General features: G+C 53.5%; 19 protein-coding genes, 1 tRNA gene, 1 pseudogene and 1 riboswitch. Of the genes and pseudogenes, 16 read left to right on the plus strand and 5 right to left on the minus strand.

All coding sequences use genetic code 11. The annotated features are described in order from the left end of the window. The first annotated feature begins 46 nt into the window (after positions 1–46). The 4 genes from FYJ24_RS10300 to FYJ24_RS10315 are packed head-to-tail and all read left to right on the plus strand — an operon-like array spanning position 47 to position 3,673. Positions 47–970 (plus strand): ABC transporter ATP-binding protein, encoded by a 924-nt coding sequence (locus FYJ24_RS10300; protein ID WP_154546099.1) that lies wholly within the window; start codon positions 47–49, stop codon positions 968–970. Positions 971–996: 26 nt separating this feature from the next. Continuing rightward, positions 997–1,824 (plus strand): ABC transporter permease, encoded by an 828-nt coding sequence (locus FYJ24_RS10305; protein ID WP_154546101.1) that lies wholly within the window; start codon positions 997–999, stop codon positions 1,822–1,824. Between the two features lie 17 nt (positions 1,825–1,841). Further along, positions 1,842–3,068: a sensor histidine kinase gene (locus FYJ24_RS10310; protein ID WP_154546103.1), complete on the plus strand. Its 1,227-nt coding sequence runs from the start codon at positions 1,842–1,844 to the stop codon at positions 3,066–3,068. Then, on the plus strand, positions 3,065–3,673 hold the full coding sequence (locus FYJ24_RS10315) for a response regulator transcription factor (RefSeq protein WP_154546105.1): 609 nt from the start codon (positions 3,065–3,067) through the stop codon (positions 3,671–3,673). Before FYJ24_RS10310 ends, FYJ24_RS10315 begins: the two co-directional genes overlap by 4 nt. 95 nt (positions 3,674–3,768) lie before the next feature. Here FYJ24_RS10315 and FYJ24_RS10320 read toward each other — a convergent pair whose 3' ends face one another. Next, on the minus strand, positions 3,769–4,641 hold the full coding sequence (locus tag FYJ24_RS10320) for a LacI family DNA-binding transcriptional regulator (protein WP_225872123.1): 873 nt from the start codon (positions 4,639–4,641) through the stop codon (positions 3,769–3,771). Beyond that, a pseudogene (locus FYJ24_RS13030) lies at positions 4,636–4,725 on the minus strand (hypothetical protein); the annotation flags it as partial. The pseudogene FYJ24_RS13030 and the gene FYJ24_RS10320, both read right to left, overlap by 6 nt. 156 nt (positions 4,726–4,881) lie before the next feature. Between FYJ24_RS13030 and FYJ24_RS10325 the strand changes: the two are divergent. Together FYJ24_RS10325 and FYJ24_RS10330 are read left to right on the plus strand one after the other, a co-directional pair. Then, a complete protein-coding gene (locus tag FYJ24_RS10325; RefSeq protein WP_154546109.1) occupies positions 4,882–5,472 on the plus strand; it encodes a hypothetical protein in 591 nt (196 codons plus the stop codon). 41 nt (positions 5,473–5,513) lie between these two features. Continuing rightward, entirely contained in the window at positions 5,514–5,843 is a 330-nt protein-coding gene (locus tag FYJ24_RS10330) for a hypothetical protein (RefSeq protein ID WP_206192650.1), read from the plus strand. Between the two features lie 181 nt (positions 5,844–6,024). Here the strand turns inward: FYJ24_RS10330 and FYJ24_RS10335 are convergent, their stop codons facing one another. Beyond that, the gene (locus FYJ24_RS10335; RefSeq protein ID WP_154546113.1) at positions 6,025–6,753 is read right to left on the minus strand and encodes a PspA/IM30 family protein; all 729 of its coding nucleotides are present in this window, start codon (positions 6,751–6,753) and stop codon (positions 6,025–6,027) included. A gap of 43 nt (positions 6,754–6,796) precedes the next feature. Further along, complete coding sequence (locus FYJ24_RS10340) at positions 6,797–8,722, minus strand: TPM domain-containing protein (RefSeq protein WP_154546115.1); 1,926 nt, start codon at positions 8,720–8,722, stop codon at positions 6,797–6,799. Positions 8,723–8,796: 74 nt separating this feature from the next. On the opposite strand from FYJ24_RS10340, the gene FYJ24_RS10345 reads away from it, so the two are divergent. From FYJ24_RS10345 to FYJ24_RS10365, 5 genes are all read left to right on the plus strand, one after another. Beyond that, positions 8,797–9,243, plus strand: a complete 447-nt coding sequence (locus FYJ24_RS10345; RefSeq protein WP_154546117.1) for a pyrimidine dimer DNA glycosylase/endonuclease V — start codon at positions 8,797–8,799, stop codon at positions 9,241–9,243. Between the two features lie 151 nt (positions 9,244–9,394). Then, positions 9,395–9,772: a cold-shock protein gene (locus FYJ24_RS10350; RefSeq protein ID WP_318656653.1), complete on the plus strand. Its 378-nt coding sequence runs from the start codon at positions 9,395–9,397 to the stop codon at positions 9,770–9,772. Continuing rightward, positions 9,765–10,520 carry a DUF3027 domain-containing protein gene (locus tag FYJ24_RS10355; RefSeq protein ID WP_318656654.1) on the plus strand — a complete coding sequence of 252 codons (756 nt, stop codon included), beginning with the start codon at positions 9,765–9,767 and terminating at the stop codon, positions 10,518–10,520. Before FYJ24_RS10350 ends, FYJ24_RS10355 begins: the two co-directional genes overlap by 8 nt. A gap of 111 nt (positions 10,521–10,631) precedes the next feature. Further along, on the plus strand, positions 10,632–12,071 hold the full coding sequence (locus FYJ24_RS10360) for an NCS2 family permease (RefSeq protein WP_318656655.1): 1,440 nt from the start codon (positions 10,632–10,634) through the stop codon (positions 12,069–12,071). Between the two features lie 9 nt (positions 12,072–12,080). Continuing rightward, a complete protein-coding gene (locus tag FYJ24_RS10365; protein ID WP_154546119.1) occupies positions 12,081–13,292 on the plus strand; it encodes an MFS transporter in 1,212 nt (403 codons plus the stop codon). Between the two features lie 12 nt (positions 13,293–13,304). Here FYJ24_RS10365 and FYJ24_RS10370 read toward each other — a convergent pair whose 3' ends face one another. After that, complete coding sequence (locus FYJ24_RS10370; protein ID WP_154546121.1) at positions 13,305–14,402, minus strand: phosphoserine transaminase; 1,098 nt, start codon at positions 14,400–14,402, stop codon at positions 13,305–13,307. A 147-nt stretch (positions 14,403–14,549) separates the two neighbouring features. Between FYJ24_RS10370 and FYJ24_RS10375 the strand changes: the two genes are divergently transcribed. From FYJ24_RS10375 to FYJ24_RS10395, 5 genes are all read left to right on the plus strand, one after another. Next, the gene (locus FYJ24_RS10375; RefSeq protein ID WP_154546165.1) at positions 14,550–15,185 is read left to right on the plus strand and encodes a metal-dependent transcriptional regulator; all 636 of its coding nucleotides are present in this window, start codon (positions 14,550–14,552) and stop codon (positions 15,183–15,185) included. Between the two features lie 101 nt (positions 15,186–15,286). Then, positions 15,287–15,444, plus strand: a riboswitch (cyclic di-AMP (ydaO/yuaA leader). A 6-nt stretch (positions 15,445–15,450) separates the two neighbouring features. Further along, positions 15,451–16,191 (plus strand): C40 family peptidase, encoded by a 741-nt coding sequence (locus tag FYJ24_RS10380; RefSeq protein WP_318656657.1) that lies wholly within the window; start codon positions 15,451–15,453, stop codon positions 16,189–16,191. Between the two features lie 93 nt (positions 16,192–16,284). Beyond that, the gene (locus tag FYJ24_RS10385) at positions 16,285–17,208 is read left to right on the plus strand and encodes a universal stress protein (RefSeq protein WP_154546123.1); all 924 of its coding nucleotides are present in this window, start codon (positions 16,285–16,287) and stop codon (positions 17,206–17,208) included. A 43-nt stretch (positions 17,209–17,251) separates the two neighbouring features. Further along, positions 17,252–17,324, plus strand: a tRNA-Arg gene (locus FYJ24_RS10390). 289 nt (positions 17,325–17,613) lie between these two features. Continuing rightward, positions 17,614–18,558, plus strand: a complete 945-nt coding sequence (locus tag FYJ24_RS10395; RefSeq protein WP_206192651.1) for a hypothetical protein — start codon at positions 17,614–17,616, stop codon at positions 18,556–18,558. The last annotated feature ends 1 nt before the right edge of the window (position 18,559 follow it).

An 18,559-nucleotide genomic window follows, 5' to 3' on the forward strand; every position in this document is an offset into this window, starting at 1 on the left:
GCTTCACCGCCTCATAGAGTGAGAACACGCGACGGAAAGAGGGAAAATGAGCGTAATAGAAGTCTTGGATGTGAAAAGAACCTACGGCAAAGGGCGGGACGCTTTCACTGCTGTAGATGGAGTGACGTTTCAGGTCCAAGCCGGTGAACTGGTATCGATCCTGGGAGTCAACGGTGCTGGCAAAACTTCTTTAGTAGAAGTGATTGAAGGATTAGCTCCTGCGTCCTCCGGCACGGTGAGAGTACTCGGTTCTGACCCTATACGCCAACGAGCGCATGTGCGCCAGCATACGGGGATCATGCTGCAGGAAGCCGGTTTTGCCGGTGACCTCACAGTAGAAGAAACATTGCGGATGTGGGCGGGAACCCTCACCAATGCTCGCCCCGTCGATGAAGCTCTCGAACTCACCGACCTCACATATCGCGCAAATGTGCGTGTTAAGGCGCTTTCTGGTGGTGAACGGCGCCGACTAGATCTTGCAATGGCCACTCTAGGGAACCCCCAGGTTCTTTTTCTTGACGAGCCGACAACTGGTCTTGATCCTGCTTCGCGTCAACGAACCTGGGAACTTGTGCGGATGATGTTGCGCGGGGGAACCTCGGTTCTGCTTACCACCCACTACCTTGAGGAGGCAGAAGAACTTGCTGATCGTGTCCTCATGATGTCTTCTGGGAAAGTTGTTGCATCGGGAACCGTTGCCGAAGTTGTAGCTGCCCAACCTTCCATCATCAGTTTTACAGATGATGGAAAACTGCATCCCAACGAGGTGGAGCTCTTACCTTCGGTTATAGGAGATGTGCGAGAGATCCGAGGGAAAATTGAGATACACAGTGATGATCTCCAGGTGACTCTCACAGCACTTCTGAAAATGTGCGAAGACCGCGACATTTCTTTGAGTGATCTGAATGCTCGTTCAGCCTCACTTGAACAAGCATTCCTTGCCTTGGACAACCAGCCTGCCGTTGCCTAACGATCTCAAATCCGTAGGAGAATTCAATGACATCACAGACCGTATCAACAACGCCTCAACACAAGGTTGCAAAGAGTATGCGCCGCATACGGGCTGTCAGCGTAGGAGAAGTACGTCTCTTCTTGCGAACCCCCGTCATTATGGGCACTGCGCTTGGACTACCGCTCGTGATGGTCGTCTTTTTTGGTGCCATCATGGGAGACGCTAACTCAGGTTCCCGATTCACTACCTTCCTGGTCAACACGTTATTGCAGTGGGCGCTACTGCTCGTGGTCTACTACAACCTCACCACCGTTTTTGTGGCGCGCCGCGAAGAAGGAGTATTCCAAAGAATGTCCACGGGGGAAGTAACCCCATGGGAGGGTGTCATTGCAGCCGCATTGCCGTCGTTTGTGATTGTGCTGCTCCAAATTGTCATTGGAGGAGTAAGTGCGTCGATAGTATTTGGAATGCCACCCCTGACCAACCTGATCCTCGTCGTATGTGCTGTCATAATGGGCTGCATCGTCATGGTAAGTCTCGCTGCATGGACGGCGTCATTTACCTCTACCGTAGAAGGTGCCCAATACTCTACAATGCCTCTTTTCTTTCTGATGATGTTCTTTTCTGGAGTCAACTTTCCGTTGGACTTCCTTCCCGATGCCGTCCAAACGGTGGCCTCTTACACGCCGCTCTACGCCGTGGGTGAACTCATGTCGCTAGGTCTATCCGGGTACACAACGAACTCTGTTGAGACGTTCGATTTTATCCAGTCATGGTCCCACGGACTCACGCCTCTTTTGGTATTGCTCGCATGGAGTATTGCTACGGTAGTTCTAGCCCGTTCCACCATGCGATTTGCCAAGCGGCGTTGACGACGAGAGACTAAAGAATGAAGAAACGTGATCCTGTAGACGCCTCAAAACAACTCAGGCGTTATCTCTTAGGGTCATTTCACGTTCTCATTCTTTTCCTGCCGTTAGCACTTGGCCTATCGGTAGTACATCTGGGGGTCGATGCTGCGGGGATAGTTTTTCTTACTGCATTCACCGCACACTGCATCATTGCGTCGGTGACGTTGCAGCGCACTGTAGATAGCGAAGTCAATAGAACCGACCTCTCTGCGTGGGTGATGCCGCTGCTAGCAGTCTCAACAACTCTTTCAGTTATTCTTGCACTGTATTGGACATACGAAAATCGATTAGCAGTATGGCCTGCGGCAACGGTACTGATTTTGGCCGGTACCGTTCTAGGGCCTCTCTTATCCACTGCAAGAATAGTGCTCGTCAGTTTTCTCATCGCCGTCCTCTTATCTGTCGCAGTATGGGGCGAAGGCGGATTAGATTCCATGCAACCTTTTGCCAGAGTAACCACTATTGCCTTGGCAGTCGGCGTTCCCATATTCATCGTTGCTCTTATTCTGATAGGAACGTCGCGTTGGTCCCTTGTGTTACTTAAAGCGGTAAAAGACCAAGCGCAGATGGATCATATGCGCGCAGATTTGGCAGTAGCAGAAGAACGCTTGCGGATTGCTCGCGATATGCATGATGTCATGGGGCGAACTCTCACCGCGGTTGCTCTCAAATCAGATCTAGCGGGTGCCTTGACGCAGACTGGTGCTACGGAGCGTGCACTTGAAGAGGTATATGCGGTAAGAGACCTAGCCAATGAATCGTTGGCAGAATTGCGCGGTGTCCTTGCAGGATATCGGAAACCGAGCCTTGCAGCGGAGCTAGTTGGCGCTCAGTCGCTGCTTCGCTCAGCCGGTGTCGAGTCCCGCATTATGGGGGAGACGACCGAGATTCCTTCGTGGGCTGGCGAGCCTCTGTCGTGGGTCTTGCGTGAGGCTGCCACAAATATTGTTCGGCATGCTAACGCCAAAAAAGCGGTCTTTGTAATCACAGTGGAGCCACAGTCGGTGAGCTTGACCGTGAGTAACGACGGACTGATTAATCGCCCTGCATTGGACGATGGACACGGAGACGGGTCAGGCTTGGTGGGGTTGACTGAGCGGTTGAAAGCCGTTGGCGGCACATTAGACTACGGTGTGGTTGCTGACAGATTTACCGTGGTAGCGAAGATCCTCGGCCCGGCTCTTGGCGGCGAAAAGGAGGGATGATGATTACTGTCGTTGTTGCCGATGATGAACGTCTTCTGCGGGATGCTCTCGAAGCTATTTTGGGGTTGGAAAGGGATATTGAGGTAGTTGCTGTGGCTGCTGATGGATTAGAGGCAGTTGCGCAAATCAATAGATATTGTCCCGACGTTGCAGTCCTCGACCTGCAAATGCCTGGTAAAGATGGCATTGAAGTAACTGAAGCAGTAAGAGAATCGTCCGCGCAAACTAACTGCATGATCCTGACCTCTCACGCACGTCCCGGCTATTTGAAACATGCGTTGGAATCAGGGGCAAGAGCCTTCATTCCGAAGAGTACATCAGCGCGCACGCTCGCTGAAATTATTCGCAAAGTCCACGCGGGACAGCGGTATGTTGATCCTGAACTATCCGCTGAGGCAATTGCGGCGGGCGATTCACCGCTCACTTCCAGAGAGGCTGAAGTCCTGGCTTTGGCTGTCGATGGGGCGACTGTTGAAGACATTGCATCCAGAGCGCACCTCAGTGTGGGAACGGTCCGCAACTACCTATCATCTGCCGCAATCAAACTGGATGCGCCAAATCGCCATGCCGCTGCTGAAAGAGCTTATGAAAGAGGCTGGATTTAGGAGGCTCCGGTCGCCGAATCCCCCTAAATAAAACAGTGTCCCGGCAACAAATATCTCACTGCCACGGGTATTACGACGCAGTGATGGCCGGAGGGCTACCTAAGCTGAGAGGATGCGCGAACTATTAACTCAGGAGTCTCCTCCAATACCGTTGTGGCGGGACCTCCGGCAAGCATTGAGGTCAAGACTTCAGCGGCGTGTACGCCAACCGTGCTGGGCTCACGATGGATCGCGGTGACCGCGGGAGTGAGAACTCGGCAAATGGCTGAATCCTCGCAGGAAACGACTGCAATATCCTCACCAACGGTGAATCCTAGCGTACGTAACGCTTGATAGCCACCCAAAGTAAGAATCTCGTTGTCGTAGATGATCGCATCGGGACGTCGAGGTCCCTGCAATAGTTCTTTGGTGTGTTCTAAGGCAGAGTCCTCGGTAAAATCAGTTGCTGTTGAGAGTTGAACTTCTATTCCCCGTTTTCGCCCGATCTGCGAGAGAGTACGGGCTCGCTGGGTAATGTGCGCCAGTGAGGTGAAGCCGCTGACATATGCGATGCGTGTGCAACCCTCTTCTATGAGGTGTTCCAAGATTTTTCGCATGATCCCCTCTTCGTCGCCAACGACAGCACCAAGACTGTCTGAGGGCTGACCGACAATAACAGTTGGAACACCAAGCTGGGCTAAAGTCGCAGGACGAGGGTCATTCTCGCGTAAGTCGATGAGAATAATTCCGTCGACTGTGCGCCCAGACCACCATCGCCTGTGGATTTCGGATTCTTCGTTGACATCTTTCGCCACTTGTAACACAAGTGCTTTGCCATCGGCACTGAGTTGGGATTGTAGGCCAACAATCAGTTCAAAAAAGAATCGTTCTGAAGAAAAGGACTGTTCTGGACGGGCGATTACTAAACCGATAGCACCCGCTGACCGAACCGAAAGTGCGCGAGCGGCAGCATTAGGGGACCACCCCATATCGCGAGCCACTGCAGCAATTCTCTTTCGGGTTTCTTCTGAAACTCCGGGACGATCATTGAGTGTAAAAGACACAGCAGCTGGAGAGACGCCAGCAACTCAGGCGATATCTCGGATTGTGGGACGCGACATAGAAGCTATTATTACCTATTGCGATCATGACGGTGGTATTGTGTTATTCTGCAGAATCGGATTAACCGGATTAGTTAATAGACTCAATGCCGAACGTGGACAAGCAGCGTGAGGTACCAATGGAGCCCGGGTTTTAAATTCTCACGTGGGTGGGGTGATCCCATTAATCTCGATGAGTCTTACCGGGCTCAAGTACTGGGGCAGTTCTTTCCCATCTGGGATGACGCGCATGGTTGGGCGCCCGAACCATTACTGACCCAAACACTGATGCCGTGGCTGACAGTATTTGCTCAAGCCGCCTGGAACTCACCGCGAGGTGTTGAATCATTTTCGGATTTTGATCAGTACCTGCGTTTCTTTGGTCATGCGCCGTTTTTCGGTCAAGTCCAGCGTTATTCAATCCCAGAAGTCATAGATTTCTCCCCAGAATGGAGCATTACTGTCGTCTCTGAACCTCCCGCTGGCTCTACAGTTGTTGCTGGTGAAGATATCTCATACATGGTTACTGCATCACGAAATGGAGAGGAGTCCTTGAGTGATGAGTCTGAAGTCAATGGTCCAGACGCCATTGATGTAGCCGTGGAGGTCGATCTAACCAATCTTCTTGACGCCGCGCAGATCATCACCGACCCTCTCACCCCCACATCTGGGAGGCTGTTCTCGGTAATGAAGTTCTGCACAGGGATATCTCATTGGTAGACACTGAGCACCTAACATTTGTTGCACGTACTAATACCGGAATGCCAGGGGATGCAAAAGTATCCGTTGAGGTAACTGGACAAGGCAATGGCACGGTGCTTGATGGGTGCGAGGGATGCCAAGATCAACCCATTACCGTGGCGGCGCCCCCGCAGAAGCCAGACGGCCCCGACACTGACCCCGTTGGAGAACAATCAGGCCAGCAGTCTCAATCACCACAGTCGACGGACCTTTCCTCTTCAACTACAGCAGATACGTCGTCTCTGGCAACCACGGGCGCACACAGAATTGGTCTTTTAGCTGCATTGATCGCTGGCGTGGTCTTGCTGGGATCGGGATTAGTTGCCCTGTCTCGAAACCAACACCGGTAAAGGGGGTTCTACCAGTCTCTCCCCCCAAAGGTGGTGAACCAGAATGTGGGTGTGTGAGTTCTGGCTGCAAACAGTGCTCACACACCCACCAGTATCACGACGTTTGAGTAAAACAATCGATACACACAATTTGGCCCTTCAGCTCGTGGGTTACATTAGAGCTGAAGGGCCAAGCCGGTGGTTATGCGTCAGGGGTGTTCTTATTTTTCAGAGCAGCCAACCGTGCTTCGACCTCAATCTGAGAGGCATCGGTCTCTAACTCAGCAAACTGCGACTCGATAGAATCAGCGGCCAATTCTTGCTGGCCAGCGACCAGAGCCTCAGTTCTCTTAATCTTGTCTTCGAACCGTGAAAGCTCCGAGGTGGGATCGAGAACATTGATGCTTCCGATTGCATCATTGACCTTAGCCTGTGCCTCAGCGGTTTTTTGCCGGGCAACCAGCTGATCTCGGCGATTCTTGAGGTCTGCTAGGCGTGTCTTCATTTGGTTGAGACCGTCTTTGAGCTGATCTACAACTTTGCGTTGTGATTCGATCAGGGGCTCGGCACTCTTTGCCTGCTCCTCAAAACTAATCTGTTTGCCAATAGCGACCTTAGCCAGATTATCCCACTTGTCCGCGCCAGCAGTGTCACCTGAGGTACGGCACTGTTCAGCTTTATTGGAGGCAGCTACCGCTTTCTGGCCCCACTCGACGGCGGCTCGCTGATCTTCGTCGTAGTCCTTTTCCGCCAGACGCAAGTTACCAATGGTCTGGGCTACAGCTTGTTCCGCTTCAGCAATTTCATTGGTGTAGTCCCGAATGAGCTGGTCAATCATCTTGCCGGGGTCTTCAGCCTTGTCGATGAGCGCATTGATATTGGCCTTGAGTAGCTGGGAGATGCGTCCAAAGATTGATTCTTTTTGGGCCATGTTTTCACTCTCTTACTAGTTGACTGCTTCACATTGATCTTATCTAGAACCCGGATGATCCGCCTCGTCCACCGGAAAATCCCCCGCCGCCACTGAAGCCACCGCCACTGCCACCACCGAAACCACCAAAGCCACTGGAACGACCACCACCCCAGGAGGATCCTCCGCCCCATGACGATCCGCGCCCGCGATTATTACCGCCCAGGATCATCCCCCATAGGAGGGCTGTTCCTATATCAAAGCCGCCACCTTGATTGGGGGGCTGACTCGGCCCGGACATAGCCGCACGTGCCGCACTTTCTGCTTGAGTAGCCTGCTGAAGAGCCGCGGCAGGGTCAGAGGTGATACTAGCTTTCGCCTGCGCTAAGAAGGCGCGCGCATTTGCGGCTTGCGAGCGTTGGTCAAGTGAGGCATATGACCGCGCAGCAGCCACGTGGGATTCTGCCTGGGAAACCAGAATTTCTGCTGACTGGATTCGAGCCTGCGCTTGGCTCTTGTAACGCTCGGCTTGCTCGGCAGCAGATCGCAGAGGTGCCAAGGCTTGGTCCAGAGCATCCTCGGCGACACGCAACTGTTCCAAAGCAGCCAGAGGATCACCGCTACCAGACCGGGCAGCCTGCCCGGCAGCTATCGCAGACTTCGCATCTGCTACCAAAGGAGCGAAACTCTCGCGGTCGGCCGCCAGTTTTGCGACGTCGTCAAGATCAGAAGAAATTGACGCCACTGCATTGCCTAAAAGCTGAGTGGAACGTTCGAGGGTACTGCGTGCATCCATGATGCTCTGCAAAAGCGACAAGGCTTGTCGGATCTGTCCCGCTGCGAAATCAACGTTCTCAACTGCAGCTGCTGGATTTGTCGACGCCACTGCGTTGGCTTGGTCAAGGGCATGTGCTGCTGCGTCCAGTGCTGCCGTTGCCTGCGATGGTCGGGGGGTAAGAGAGGAAAGAGCATCTTCAGAATACGCCGAGCTCAAGGACACCAATTCACGTTGAGCGACGGGAATGCGTTCACGAGCTTCATCGAGGCGTTGCCTCTCCTCGACAATCTCCGAAGTAACCGTGGACTGTCGATCCTGCTTATTTTTAAGCTGGTCAAGGGCGGCCTTAACCGGGGTCATTCCCTCCCGAATACAGGTGAGGATTTGCGCGGCAATCTTCGATTGAGCTGGTAATGCCGCTGTTTGCTCCATCGTGTTGAGAAGTGCGAACCCCTGTTGCAACTGAGGTTTCGCCTTGGCAATGGCGTCGGACAGAGCATCAGTATTGAGTGAACCGAATTGGGCGCGGGCAAACTCTAGTTCTTCCTCTGCGCCGCGAAGCGCCTCGTCCGCATAAAGAAGCTGTTGTTTCGCATTAGCAACTTGTTCTTTTTGCTTTTGAGGAGTAGCTGCCACAGATGACCTCGACCGAAGACGATCTTGTTTCCTCTTCGATGAGAAATATACGAGTCCGAGAATCGCAGCAACTGCGATGACGATGACAACGATCACCCCCATATTTGAGGCACCGCTTGAACCTAAGCCTTGTGAAAAAGCTTCGACCGATGCCACATATGCTGCAGAGGTGAGTGGGTTCGCCTTCCCCAGTTCAGTGGTTGCTTTCTGGAAGGCGCTTTCTAATGCAGAATCGGAAAGTTTCACATCCGAGCCGGGGCAGTAGCCAGCCAGACGGTCTTCAAAAGCCACCACATAGACCACCGTGTTACGCGAGGTGCCGGACTGTACAGCAGACGCCTCACACCAAGCCTGAGGAGTCATGTCCCCAAAACTATCGACGACTGCTGCCACCAAAGGAACACCTTCTTTAGCGTTCTCGTCCACAGTGGTACGTAGTTGGGCCTTTTCGTTAGATGAGAGAAAATCCGCAGGATCGTTAATACGATCTGAAAGATTGATAGGTGCTGTTGCCATCGCGGGAGTAGCGAATAGCACCAGCATCAATGTGGCAATGAGAGCGGACAGTCGCTTCACGGGGCCTCCTTGGGTATGCCCTATCTATTATTGCGTCATATTACGGTCGATGAACACCGTGGTTGAATACGTGTATGCGGTTATGGAGTATTTCCCCCGGATATTTAGACAGACAAGGACTTCTGGCGTGCTGGCGTGAGGCACTCCTAGCTCAAGCCGTGCTATTGGGAAATACCAAAGGGTATCGGAATCATCCGCAGCTCATTCGTTTTCGACAATCGTTGGATCCGATGAGCGCAATAGGGACATACTTAGAGGGAATTCACCTGGAAGCCACTAGCCGGGGCTATCATTTCGACGGTTCGAAGATCGCATCAGGCAGACTCGCAGAAAAGTCAATTGTCGTCACGCGAGGACAAGCTGAGTATGAACTGCAGCATTTACGCAATAAGTTGCTCATGCGCTCGCCGGAGCAACTGGAACAATGGCCCGTTGGCGAACACCTCGAACTACATCGGATGTTCTATCTGGTCGATGGCCCAGTTGAGGCTTGGGAAGTGGTCGGCAAGTCGGCAACGTGAAGAGACTGCGAGCTCGAATGCGGCTACTTTGATGCCATGGGCTTCGCTTGTGGGAGAAAAACCGGTGCAGCGTGACGCGTGGGGTACGCCAATATGGGGGTAAGGGACTATCATGGCATGGACGTATATTGCATTCGAGAGGGTGAGCTAAGTGCCAACCGGTAAAGTGAAGTTCTTCGATGAAGAGCGCGGATTTGGCTTCATCGGCGGAGACGACGGTGTTGAGGTTTTTTTGCACGCCTCGGCGCTTCCTCCTGAGTTGCCCGCTCCTCGCGCAGGCCAGCGCCTAGAATACGGAATTGCTGAGGGGCGCCGAGGCCCCCAGGCTATCTCTGTGTCAGTGCCGGTCGAGGCCCCCTCGTTAGCGCGTGTTCATCGTCGTAAGCCACAGGACTTGGTGACTGTAGTTGAGGACCTGATTAAGGTGCTCGATTCGGCTTCTAATTCGCTGCGCCGCGGGAAATACCCGGAGAACTCACGGCAAATCGCAAAAGTGCTGCGTGCCGTAGCGGAGGATTTTGGTGCCTAAGCTAACCCCTCCGCGCAAAGATGCGGTGCTCCTTGACGCGCAGAACACTGCCCGCGAGGCTGTGGAGGCCTTCGCCAAACCAACATCGGTGGGCATGCACGTCCAAGCCGAAATGGTAGCTGAGCGGCTAGCAGTTCACCGGTTTGAGTGTGCAGACCCGGGATACCCGGGATGGGTGTGGGAGGTATCTTTGTCACGGGCACCTCGCGCAAAAACTGTAACAGTGTGCGAAATTCATTTGGTTCCAGGTGATGGTGCTCTTCTAGCGCCGCCGTGGATTCCCTGGGAAGATCGTCTGCTTCCCGGCGATGTTAGCCGTGACGATGTGCTGCCATACAACGCCAATGATCCTCGACTCATCTCTGGCTTTGAGCAGACAGATGAAGAGACCATGGATGCCCTCGGCATTGATGAAATGGGTTTTGGCCGTACCAGAGTCCTTTCCCCAGACGGTCTCAGTGAGGCAGCTGAACGTTGGTACGCGTCAGAGCGCGGGCCGACCTCTGGGGTGAAGCCAGGGGCTACGTGTGGCACCTGTGGCTTCCTTATTAAAATGGGGGGATCACTGGGACAGGTCTTTGGCGTGTGTGCGAATGCTTGGGCTGCTGACGATGGCACGGTTGTTGCCTTGGAGCATTCTTGTGGGGCGCATTCTGAGACAGATACCAGGAGACGTAGGCCGCAATGGCCCATAGTTCCCTCGCGCATCAATGATAGTGAAATTGAGATCACAGAACTGCGCGAATAGCAGCTACGTTATTAAAAAGTAATTCTATCACTTTCCCTTGAAGGTACGCCTGAAAGGAATAGTTGTGAAACTCGCTTGGACTTGGTGCCCTATAGTGACAGACTCACCTGGGTGAGTACTGCAAACACCACCACACAGTCCAAGAGCGATAATGCTCTTGATCGTTTCTTCCGCATTAGTGAACGCGGATCCACCGTAGGGCGCGAAGTACGAGGGGGCCTTGTCACCTTCTTCGCGATGGCCTACATTCTGGTCGTCAATCCGATCATACTTTCAGGCGCTGCCGAGCAAGCTGGTATTCCCATGCCAGCTTTGGTTTCAGGCACGGCACTTGTTGCAGGTGTTCTCACTATCGCAATGGGTGTCGTGGCCAACTTCCCCATGGCACTCGCGGCGGGCATGGGTCTTAACGCCATGGTTGCGTTTTCTCTCTGCGGGGCGCTTGGCCTCACTTTCCAAGAGGCAATGGGCCTCATTTTCTGGGAGGGCGTTGTTATCCTGCTGCTTGTTCTCACTGGTTTCCGTGAGGCAGTTTTCCGGGCGGTTCCAGGACAACTAAAGTCGGCAATCTCGGTGGGGATCGGGCTCTTTATTGCCTTTGTTGGCTTTATTAACGCGGGAATCATTCGGCCCGGTGGAACCCCCGTCCAGCTGGGGATCGATGGGTCGCTTGCCGGATGGCCTGCTGTCGTATTCCTCATCGGGCTGCTTGCGATTATGGTTCTTTTCGCGCGCAAAGTATCGGGCGCTCTGCTGATAGGAATCGTCATTGCGACAGTCGTGGCATTCATCATCCAACTGTTTGCGCATGTGCCTTTGCAAGATGAGAACAACCCCACCGGTTGGGGTCAGACAGTTCCTGAGCTTACAGGCTCACCAATTTCACTACCGGACTTCTCATCGCTGGGTGCTATTGACTTCTTTGGCGCCTTCAACAAGCTGGGAATTCTCTCGGTAGTGTTACTCATCTTCTCATTGATGCTGGCTGATTTCTTCGACACCATGGGAACGATGGTGGCAGTGGGCTCGGAGGGGAAACTCCTTGACAAAGAGGGCGTTCCTCCTCGGGCAATGTCGATTCTGGTCATTGACTCTCTTGGCGCGATGGCAGGGGGCCTGAGCGGAGTCTCTTCTAATACTGCCTATGTGGAGTCCACCGCTGGCGTAGGGGAAGGAGCTCGTACTGGCTTCGCATCGGTTGTCACGGGAGCTCTCTTCTTGCTGGCAATTTTCTTCTCGCCACTCGTCGCACTGGTACCGGGCGAGGCAGCCTCAACTGCTTTGGTATTCGTCGGTTTCCTCATGATGACGCAGGTGACAGAAATTGACTGGTCCCGCACAGACATGGCGCTTCCCGCATTCCTCACTATCGCATTGATGCCTTTTGCTTACTCAATTTCGGTGGGTATTGGGGCAGGATTCATCGCCTATGTAGTGATTCAGATTGCTAAGGGACACGCAAAGAAGATTCACCCGCTAATGTGGATTGTGTCCGTACTCTTCGTGATCTATTTTGCCTTGGGACCCATCCAGAGTCTCTTGGGCGCATAAAGGAGAACATTGTCTAAGACCTTCCGGTCCCTGCGCTATTACAACTTTCGGCTATGGATAGCTGGAAATCTTGTAGCATCTACTGGAACGTGGATGCAAAGAGTAGCGCAGGACTGGCTGGTTCTCACCGTATTGACTGATGGCCGTGGCTTCCAAGTGGGGATCGTCACGGCCCTTCAGTTTCTTCCACTTCTTTTGCTGGCACCATGGACCGGTATCTTGGCGGACCGTGTTGACCGCCGGCGTCTGCTCCAAGTGACTCAATCCGTGACAGGGCTGTTGGGGCTAATCCTTGGGATTCTTGTTGTTACTGAAACCGCTGAATTGTGGATGGTCTACGCCTTTGCCCTGGGAGGCGGTATCGCGCAGGCAATGGACACTCCAGCGCGTCAAGCATTCGTTTCTGAGCTAGTCCCGCAAAAGGAACTCCCCAATGCGGTGGGACTGTCATCATCTGCCTTCAACCTGGCGCGCCTTATTGGACCTGGGGTTTCGGGACTGGTGATCCATTGGATTGGGATCGGACCAGTATTTCTAGTCAATGCGCTACTTTTCATGGTCCCAATTCTCACATTGGAGTTGATGCGGCACGACGAATTGAATCTTCCACCAGAGCGAACTCCTGGAAAAAAAGACTCCGCTTTCGATGGCTTACGGTATGTCAAGGGTCGCCCCGACATCATCTTTGTCATGGTCATCATGGGGTTTGTATCCGCATTCGGGCTTAACTTCCAGATGACGTCGGCAATGATGGCAACTGAAGTTTTCGGTATGGAAGCTGATGCCTATGGCGCATTAGGGACTTTTATGGCTGTTGGGTCGCTCTCTGGTTCGCTTCTTGCCGCGCGCCGAGCCCACCCACGATTAAGGATGATAGTCATTGCTTCGATCCTCTTCGGAGTCATGGAAGGTGCATTGGCACTGTCACCTGGCTACTGGTGGTTTGCTGCGCTATCGATTCCCTTGGGGCTGGTATCCCTCACCCTTATTACTTCAGCGAACTCGGTTGTGCAACTCTCCACGCCTCCCGAATTGCGCGGCCGCGTCATGGCAATTTATTCAATGATTTTCTTGGGCTCCACACCGATCGGAGCGCCCATTGTCGGGTGGGTTGGTGAGGTGTTCGGCGCGCGGTGGTCACTCGGTATTGGTGCAATCACCTGTATCATCGTGGGTCTCATCGTTGGCGTATGGGGCCGTAAACATTTTCGCCCCGCATAGCCAACCGATCTATTACCTGCCGATTACCCAATCTAGGCAATCAAGAAGCGCTTGAATATCGTCGGTTGCGATAGACGGAAAACTGGCTATCCGCAGTTGGTTACGGCCCAATCCTCGGTATCCCTCTATATCAACGATTCCAGCATCACGTAAAGCGGATGCAAGTTCTGTAACGGGAATCGACTCGTCCAGATCAACTGTCGTGATCACGGGGGACCGCCACTGAGGGTTGTCAACGAATAGTGAAGCGTAATCTCGGTTTTCTGCCCATGCTTGGATAAGCGAGGCTCCCTGTTGCGCCCTTGAAGCCATTGCAGGAAGCCCTCCCTCGGATAGCATCCACTGCACCTGCTCATTGAGCAGTAAGAGTGTGCCGATAGCTGGAGTATTAACTGTTTGAGCCTTGCGCGATGCGACGATAGCCGACTTGAGGTCCAGGAATCCAGGGTGAGGGCGGTCTGTCGCCTCGGCCAGGTGGAAAGCCCGTTCAACAGCGGCAGGGGAAAGAATCGCCACCCAAAGACCACCATCAGAGCCAAAGCATTTCTGCGGCGAGAAATAGTAGGCATCGACAAGAGAAAGATCGACAACACTGGCACCCGCAATTGATGTGGCATCGACCAAAGTCAGTTCCTGAGCAGTCCGATAGAGCGGAGAAGTAGCGCCCGTCGAAGTTTCATTATGGGGATACGCGCCTACGTCGCCCTCTCCATCGTTGACGAATGCCACGCTTCCTGCAGGAGCTTCGCTCACGTCTACCGTGAGCCACGGAGCTGAAGCTGCATCGGCGGCAAACTTGGAACCAAATTCCCCAAAAGCCGCCATCTGCGCGCGCTGGCGAATGAGTGAGACTGTGGCAATCGACCAAAATGCCGTCGCTCCCCCATTGCCCAAAACGATTTCGTAACTATCTGGTAACGAAAAGAGCTCAGAAATACCTTCTTGAATCGATCGTACGATATCCATCACAGGAGCTTTTCGATGGCTGGTTCCCCACTGAGGCGCAGTGGACATTTTTTTGAGCTGTGCGGCTCGGATTAGCGAGGGGCCAGCGCCAAACCTTCCATCGAGGGGTCGAATACTGTGAGGGGGGATACCGCGCTTATTCATGGTGATAACGGTAGCTTGCCTCAGCCCGAAGCCAATGAGGCGACCAACTGGCGGCCAAGGACATAAAGTGGATGACAGAATGCAGTATTAATAATTGTGTAAGGGGTGGCTGAGGTGGCTTCAATAGACCTTATCGACACCACGGAGATGTACCTCAAAACGGTCTTCGAAATGGAAGAGGACGGTGTGACTCCGTTGCGCGCTCGCATAGTTGAGCGGCTAGGTCACTCTGGTCCTACGGTGTCTCAGACAGTAGCGCGGATGGAACGCGATGGTTTGGTGTGGGTGCGAGGAGACAGACGTCTCGAACTGACACCGGAAGGTCGCAAGAAAGCGATCGAGGTGATGCGAAAGCATCGCCTCGCCGAACGACTCTTAGTGGATGTCATTGGCATGGAGTGGACTTTGGCACATGAAGAGGCATGCCGCTGGGAACATGTCATGTCTGATGCGGTGGAAGAGAAGCTTAACTCGCTCCTTAACTCACCCACCGTGGATCCGTACGGGAACCCGATCCCTGGCGCAAGCGATCCGGTGGAAGGTGAGATGAGTCTGGAAGAAGCCGCCCGGGACGGGAGCAATTTCACAGTTGCTCGTATTGGCGAGCCGATTCAGGCCGAACGCAGTCTATTGGAAGACCTTGAGGAACGTGGAATAGGCGTTGGAACTGCAGTGGCAGTCCAACACGATGCTGATGTCTATGTAGTTTCCGTCGCGGATAATCCCGAGCTTTCTATAGGACTTACTTCCCAATTAGCTCCGCATTTCTTTGTGGTGAATTAATAGTGGCAGGCCGCATAGCGATGTGTCGATACCAAAACGTGACATTTCGTCGCGGACAGTGGTAGCTTGTTACTCGGCACTTCCTACTGGAAGCGCTGGAGCTAGTTCGTCAGCCGAGTCTGCGTCCCGAGCTAGCTTCCAAGAATGACGCAGAGCGGGGGAACCACCGCGAAAAAGTTCGCAGGGGTGAAGTCCACCAGGACGGGGCGCTCCGGCCCTAACCCGACAGCTAACTTCGTAGGCTTAGACAGGAGAATATGCCTTAGTGACAACAGTGAAGCATGTGGCCAGACACCGTTTGGCCAATCGCCCAATCACTCCCATTACGAATTTTTACGACACGCCCAGTCTGGGCAAGGTAGCTGCCCGCGGCGCTGCGACAGTGACTGCCACTGGACTGGCTCTCACAGCGGTCGCCGGTGCCAACGCCGTGCCGACACCTCCTGCTGACTCGGATGTTGATGCAGCCGTTGATAAGCTGGTGAGCACCCTAGGTGATACTGGGACTGGAACAATTGTTTCTCTTGACACCACCTGGGACTCCGGTGAAGAAGTTTCAGCAGTAGCTGAAGCACCCGTAGTTGAAGAACCGGTTGTTGAAGAGACCAACGAAACAACCTATGAGGCAGACTACGGAAATGAGACAACCGCGGTTTCAGCGGCTGTTCCCGTTGTTGACAACTCTTCGGTGGCTGCAGCCGCGCTGAGCCTCACCGGCATTCCCTATGCGTGGGGTGGCGAGAGCCTCAGCGGAGCTGACTGCTCAGGTCTGGTCAAGATGGCTTTTGCTGCTGTAGGAATTTACGTTCCTCATCAGTCTGAGGGCATCCTAGGAATGGGAACGATTATTCCTTCTAGCGAAGCTGCACCGGGTGACGTGGTCTGGTATCCAGGACATATCGCGGTTTACATTGGCAATGGTCGAATGGTGGAAGCACTCAATTACGGAACTCTATCTCAGGTTTCGGATGTGCGCCCCGGTGCTACTTTTGCCCGTATTGGCTAACCTAAAATAGTGCATAGATGAAGCGGCATCGAGAAATCGGTGCCGCTTTTCTGTGGTCTAGGGCACAATAGAGGTATAACACTGGAGGTGCACATGACTCTTCAAAGAGTAATCGTCGGCGTAGATGGTTCTAAAGGCGCTTTTGCGGCAGCCCAATGGGCAGCTGCTCAGGCCGAAAAATTGGGTGGCAGGCTCAGCATTGTATGCGCTTACTCGATGGCGTCGTACAGCGCAGCCGCACTCGACGGTGGTTTCGCACTTGTTGACGACCGCGCTTTGAAGCTTGGAGCGGAACAAGTTGTCAGTGAAGCCGCGAAATCTGTGTCGGACTACCCCATTGACGTTGAAGAAATTGTTCAGGTGGGAGACCCCAGTGTGGTACTTACTGAACTCTCTGCGGAGGCAGACCTCCTTGTTATATCTTCGCGAGGCGGTGGAGGCTTAGCCGATCGTCTCCTCGGATCAGTATCCTCTTCTGTGCCAGCTCATGCGCGGTGTGCAGTAGCAATGGTGCCTGAACACGTCTCTGGCAAACCTTTCATGCCGATTGAAAGAATCGTGGTCGGCGTGGATGGTTCCGATGTGGCCTCCTCTGCTTTGTGTACTGCAGTCGACGTGGCAATAGCATGGGGCGCCGAACTGACAGTGATTACTGCTGTACCGATTGCGACCGGTGGGGGCGCAATGTCGTGGATGCCTGTTGCTGTTGATCGTAAAGCCCTCATTGAAGACATCCATAATGGCCTTGATGCGGCTATTGAACAGGCTCTTGCAGGCAGGGAGCTGAAAGTTGCCCGTCATGCTCTAGATGGAAGTCCTGCAGCTTTGCTCACTGAATTCTCCACCGCGGTAGACCTAGTGGTTGTAGGAACCCGTGGGCGTGGCGGTTTTGCGGGAATGCTGCTTGGGTCGACGTCTAATACGGTGCTGCACCACTCGACATGCCCAGTGATGACGGTGCCATCGCGTCACCGTGACCGTCGTCCCAATCCGACCACCGCGTGGGATCGACTGTAGAGGTCGTGTTAGGCTAGTCCTCGCTTGCCTGATCAGGCAGCAGGCCCTCGTAGCTCAGGGGATAGAGCAACCGCCTCCTAAGCGGTAGGTCGGACGTTCGAATCGTCTCGGGGGCACTTCAAAACAGCTCGTAGTGTTTTGGTGGGGCTGTGCCCGCAGGTGTTTCTATTCTTTTTGTGGCGTGCCACAACGTCTGAAACACCTACCATCATTAAACCCTCAAGGGGAATACCAATGTGCTAAGCCTCGCCATGCACATTGAACTATCTGAGATCGTTGCCGGAGTGACTCCGCTTCCAAATTCCGCGTCCTGGGCGATGTGGTAGCTGCCGGTGCGGCATACGGCTCCGTTTACAGTTTTATGACCCCGTACGTGGGGGCATGAGACAGCGCTATGCTTTCGGGGTGAGTTTAATAGATCCTCAAGAGGCAGAAGCGCGAAAGAATGCAACTTTCGTGGGAAAACCAAGTGCTTTGTTTGCAACACTTGTTCTCGGTGTATTTCTCATGCTTGCTGCAGGTGTTATCGGGTTTGCATTCGGCGGAGTTTTTGACCAGTTTCGGGTGATGAACATCAACAGCGTGTTTGGCAATTGGGACACGACAATTCCTGTAGCAGTGAGGGGATGGGGACTTCCCCTAGGTATAATCGCCTCGATTATTGCTGCAGGCCAATATGGGAAATGGAATCACCGATACACGGGAAGAACCAACTATTACGCGTTACTAGGGCCTGCCACGCCAATTTTGATAGGGCTTGCCTTGGGAACGTGGTTCTCGACAATGCTGTGGACTCAGCCCGATGCCGTTGGCGTCGCAGTTGATCCTACTTTTTCCAGCGATGAGCCGTGGGGAATTGGAGAGTGGATATTCTATTCAGCTCAATGGTGGTTGCCTGGCCTACTAAGTCTTTTTGCACTGATGAGTTTATGGGGAAGATTCATCACCCAAAAGCATCGGCAACGTAATGCAGGCGTAGTTTCAACGTTACTTAGGGCAGGGACTCTCACTGAATCTGAAGTGTTAAAGGCGCCGTTACCGGTACCTAACACATCGCGAATGGCTGCCTCATTTACCGTGAAATTTCAAGATTCCAACAGTGACGATCGGTGGATTACTTGTTCGGCAATACTTCCACCATCAGATGTTCCTGCAGTAGGTGGTTTGCGCCCACTTCTCTATGACACTCAACATCCTGGGGATACGAAAGGGTTTTCTTTTCTCCTGGCGGCGGGACCTCAGTCGGAGATTTTCATGCTGTGGCGGCCTCACATTGAGTTGCTTGCTAAAACATCCGTGATTGCCCATACCAAGGCGCGCCTGCACACCCCAGCCATCGTTGCCGGTTAAA

The organism is Scrofimicrobium canadense (assembly GCF_009696615.1).
Lineage (GTDB): Bacteria > Actinomycetota > Actinomycetes > Actinomycetales > Actinomycetaceae > Scrofimicrobium > Scrofimicrobium canadense.

Excerpts from the sequence above, each read along its gene's own strand:
- FYJ24_RS10300 (WP_154546099.1), top strand. The coding sequence starts at position 47 with ATGAGCGTAATAGAAGTCTTGGATGTGAAAAGAACCTACGGCAAAGGG.
- FYJ24_RS10305 (WP_154546101.1), top strand. The coding sequence starts at position 997 with ATGACATCACAGACCGTATCAACAACGCCTCAACACAAGGTTGCAAAG.
- FYJ24_RS10310 (WP_154546103.1), top strand. The coding sequence starts at position 1,842 with ATGAAGAAACGTGATCCTGTAGACGCCTCAAAACAACTCAGGCGTTAT.
- FYJ24_RS10315 (WP_154546105.1), top strand. The coding sequence starts at position 3,065 with ATGATGATTACTGTCGTTGTTGCCGATGATGAACGTCTTCTGCGGGAT.
- FYJ24_RS10320 (WP_225872123.1), bottom strand. The coding sequence starts at position 4,641 with ATGGGGTGGTCCCCTAATGCTGCCGCTCGCGCACTTTCGGTTCGGTCA.
- FYJ24_RS10330 (WP_206192650.1), top strand. The coding sequence starts at position 5,514 with ATGCCAGGGGATGCAAAAGTATCCGTTGAGGTAACTGGACAAGGCAAT.
- FYJ24_RS10335 (WP_154546113.1), bottom strand. The coding sequence starts at position 6,753 with ATGGCCCAAAAAGAATCAATCTTTGGACGCATCTCCCAGCTACTCAAG.
- FYJ24_RS10345 (WP_154546117.1), top strand. The coding sequence starts at position 8,797 with ATGCGGTTATGGAGTATTTCCCCCGGATATTTAGACAGACAAGGACTT.
- FYJ24_RS10370 (WP_154546121.1), bottom strand. The coding sequence starts at position 14,402 with ATGAATAAGCGCGGTATCCCCCCTCACAGTATTCGACCCCTCGATGGA.
- FYJ24_RS10375 (WP_154546165.1), top strand. The coding sequence starts at position 14,550 with ATGTACCTCAAAACGGTCTTCGAAATGGAAGAGGACGGTGTGACTCCG.
- FYJ24_RS10385 (WP_154546123.1), top strand. The coding sequence starts at position 16,285 with ATGACTCTTCAAAGAGTAATCGTCGGCGTAGATGGTTCTAAAGGCGCT.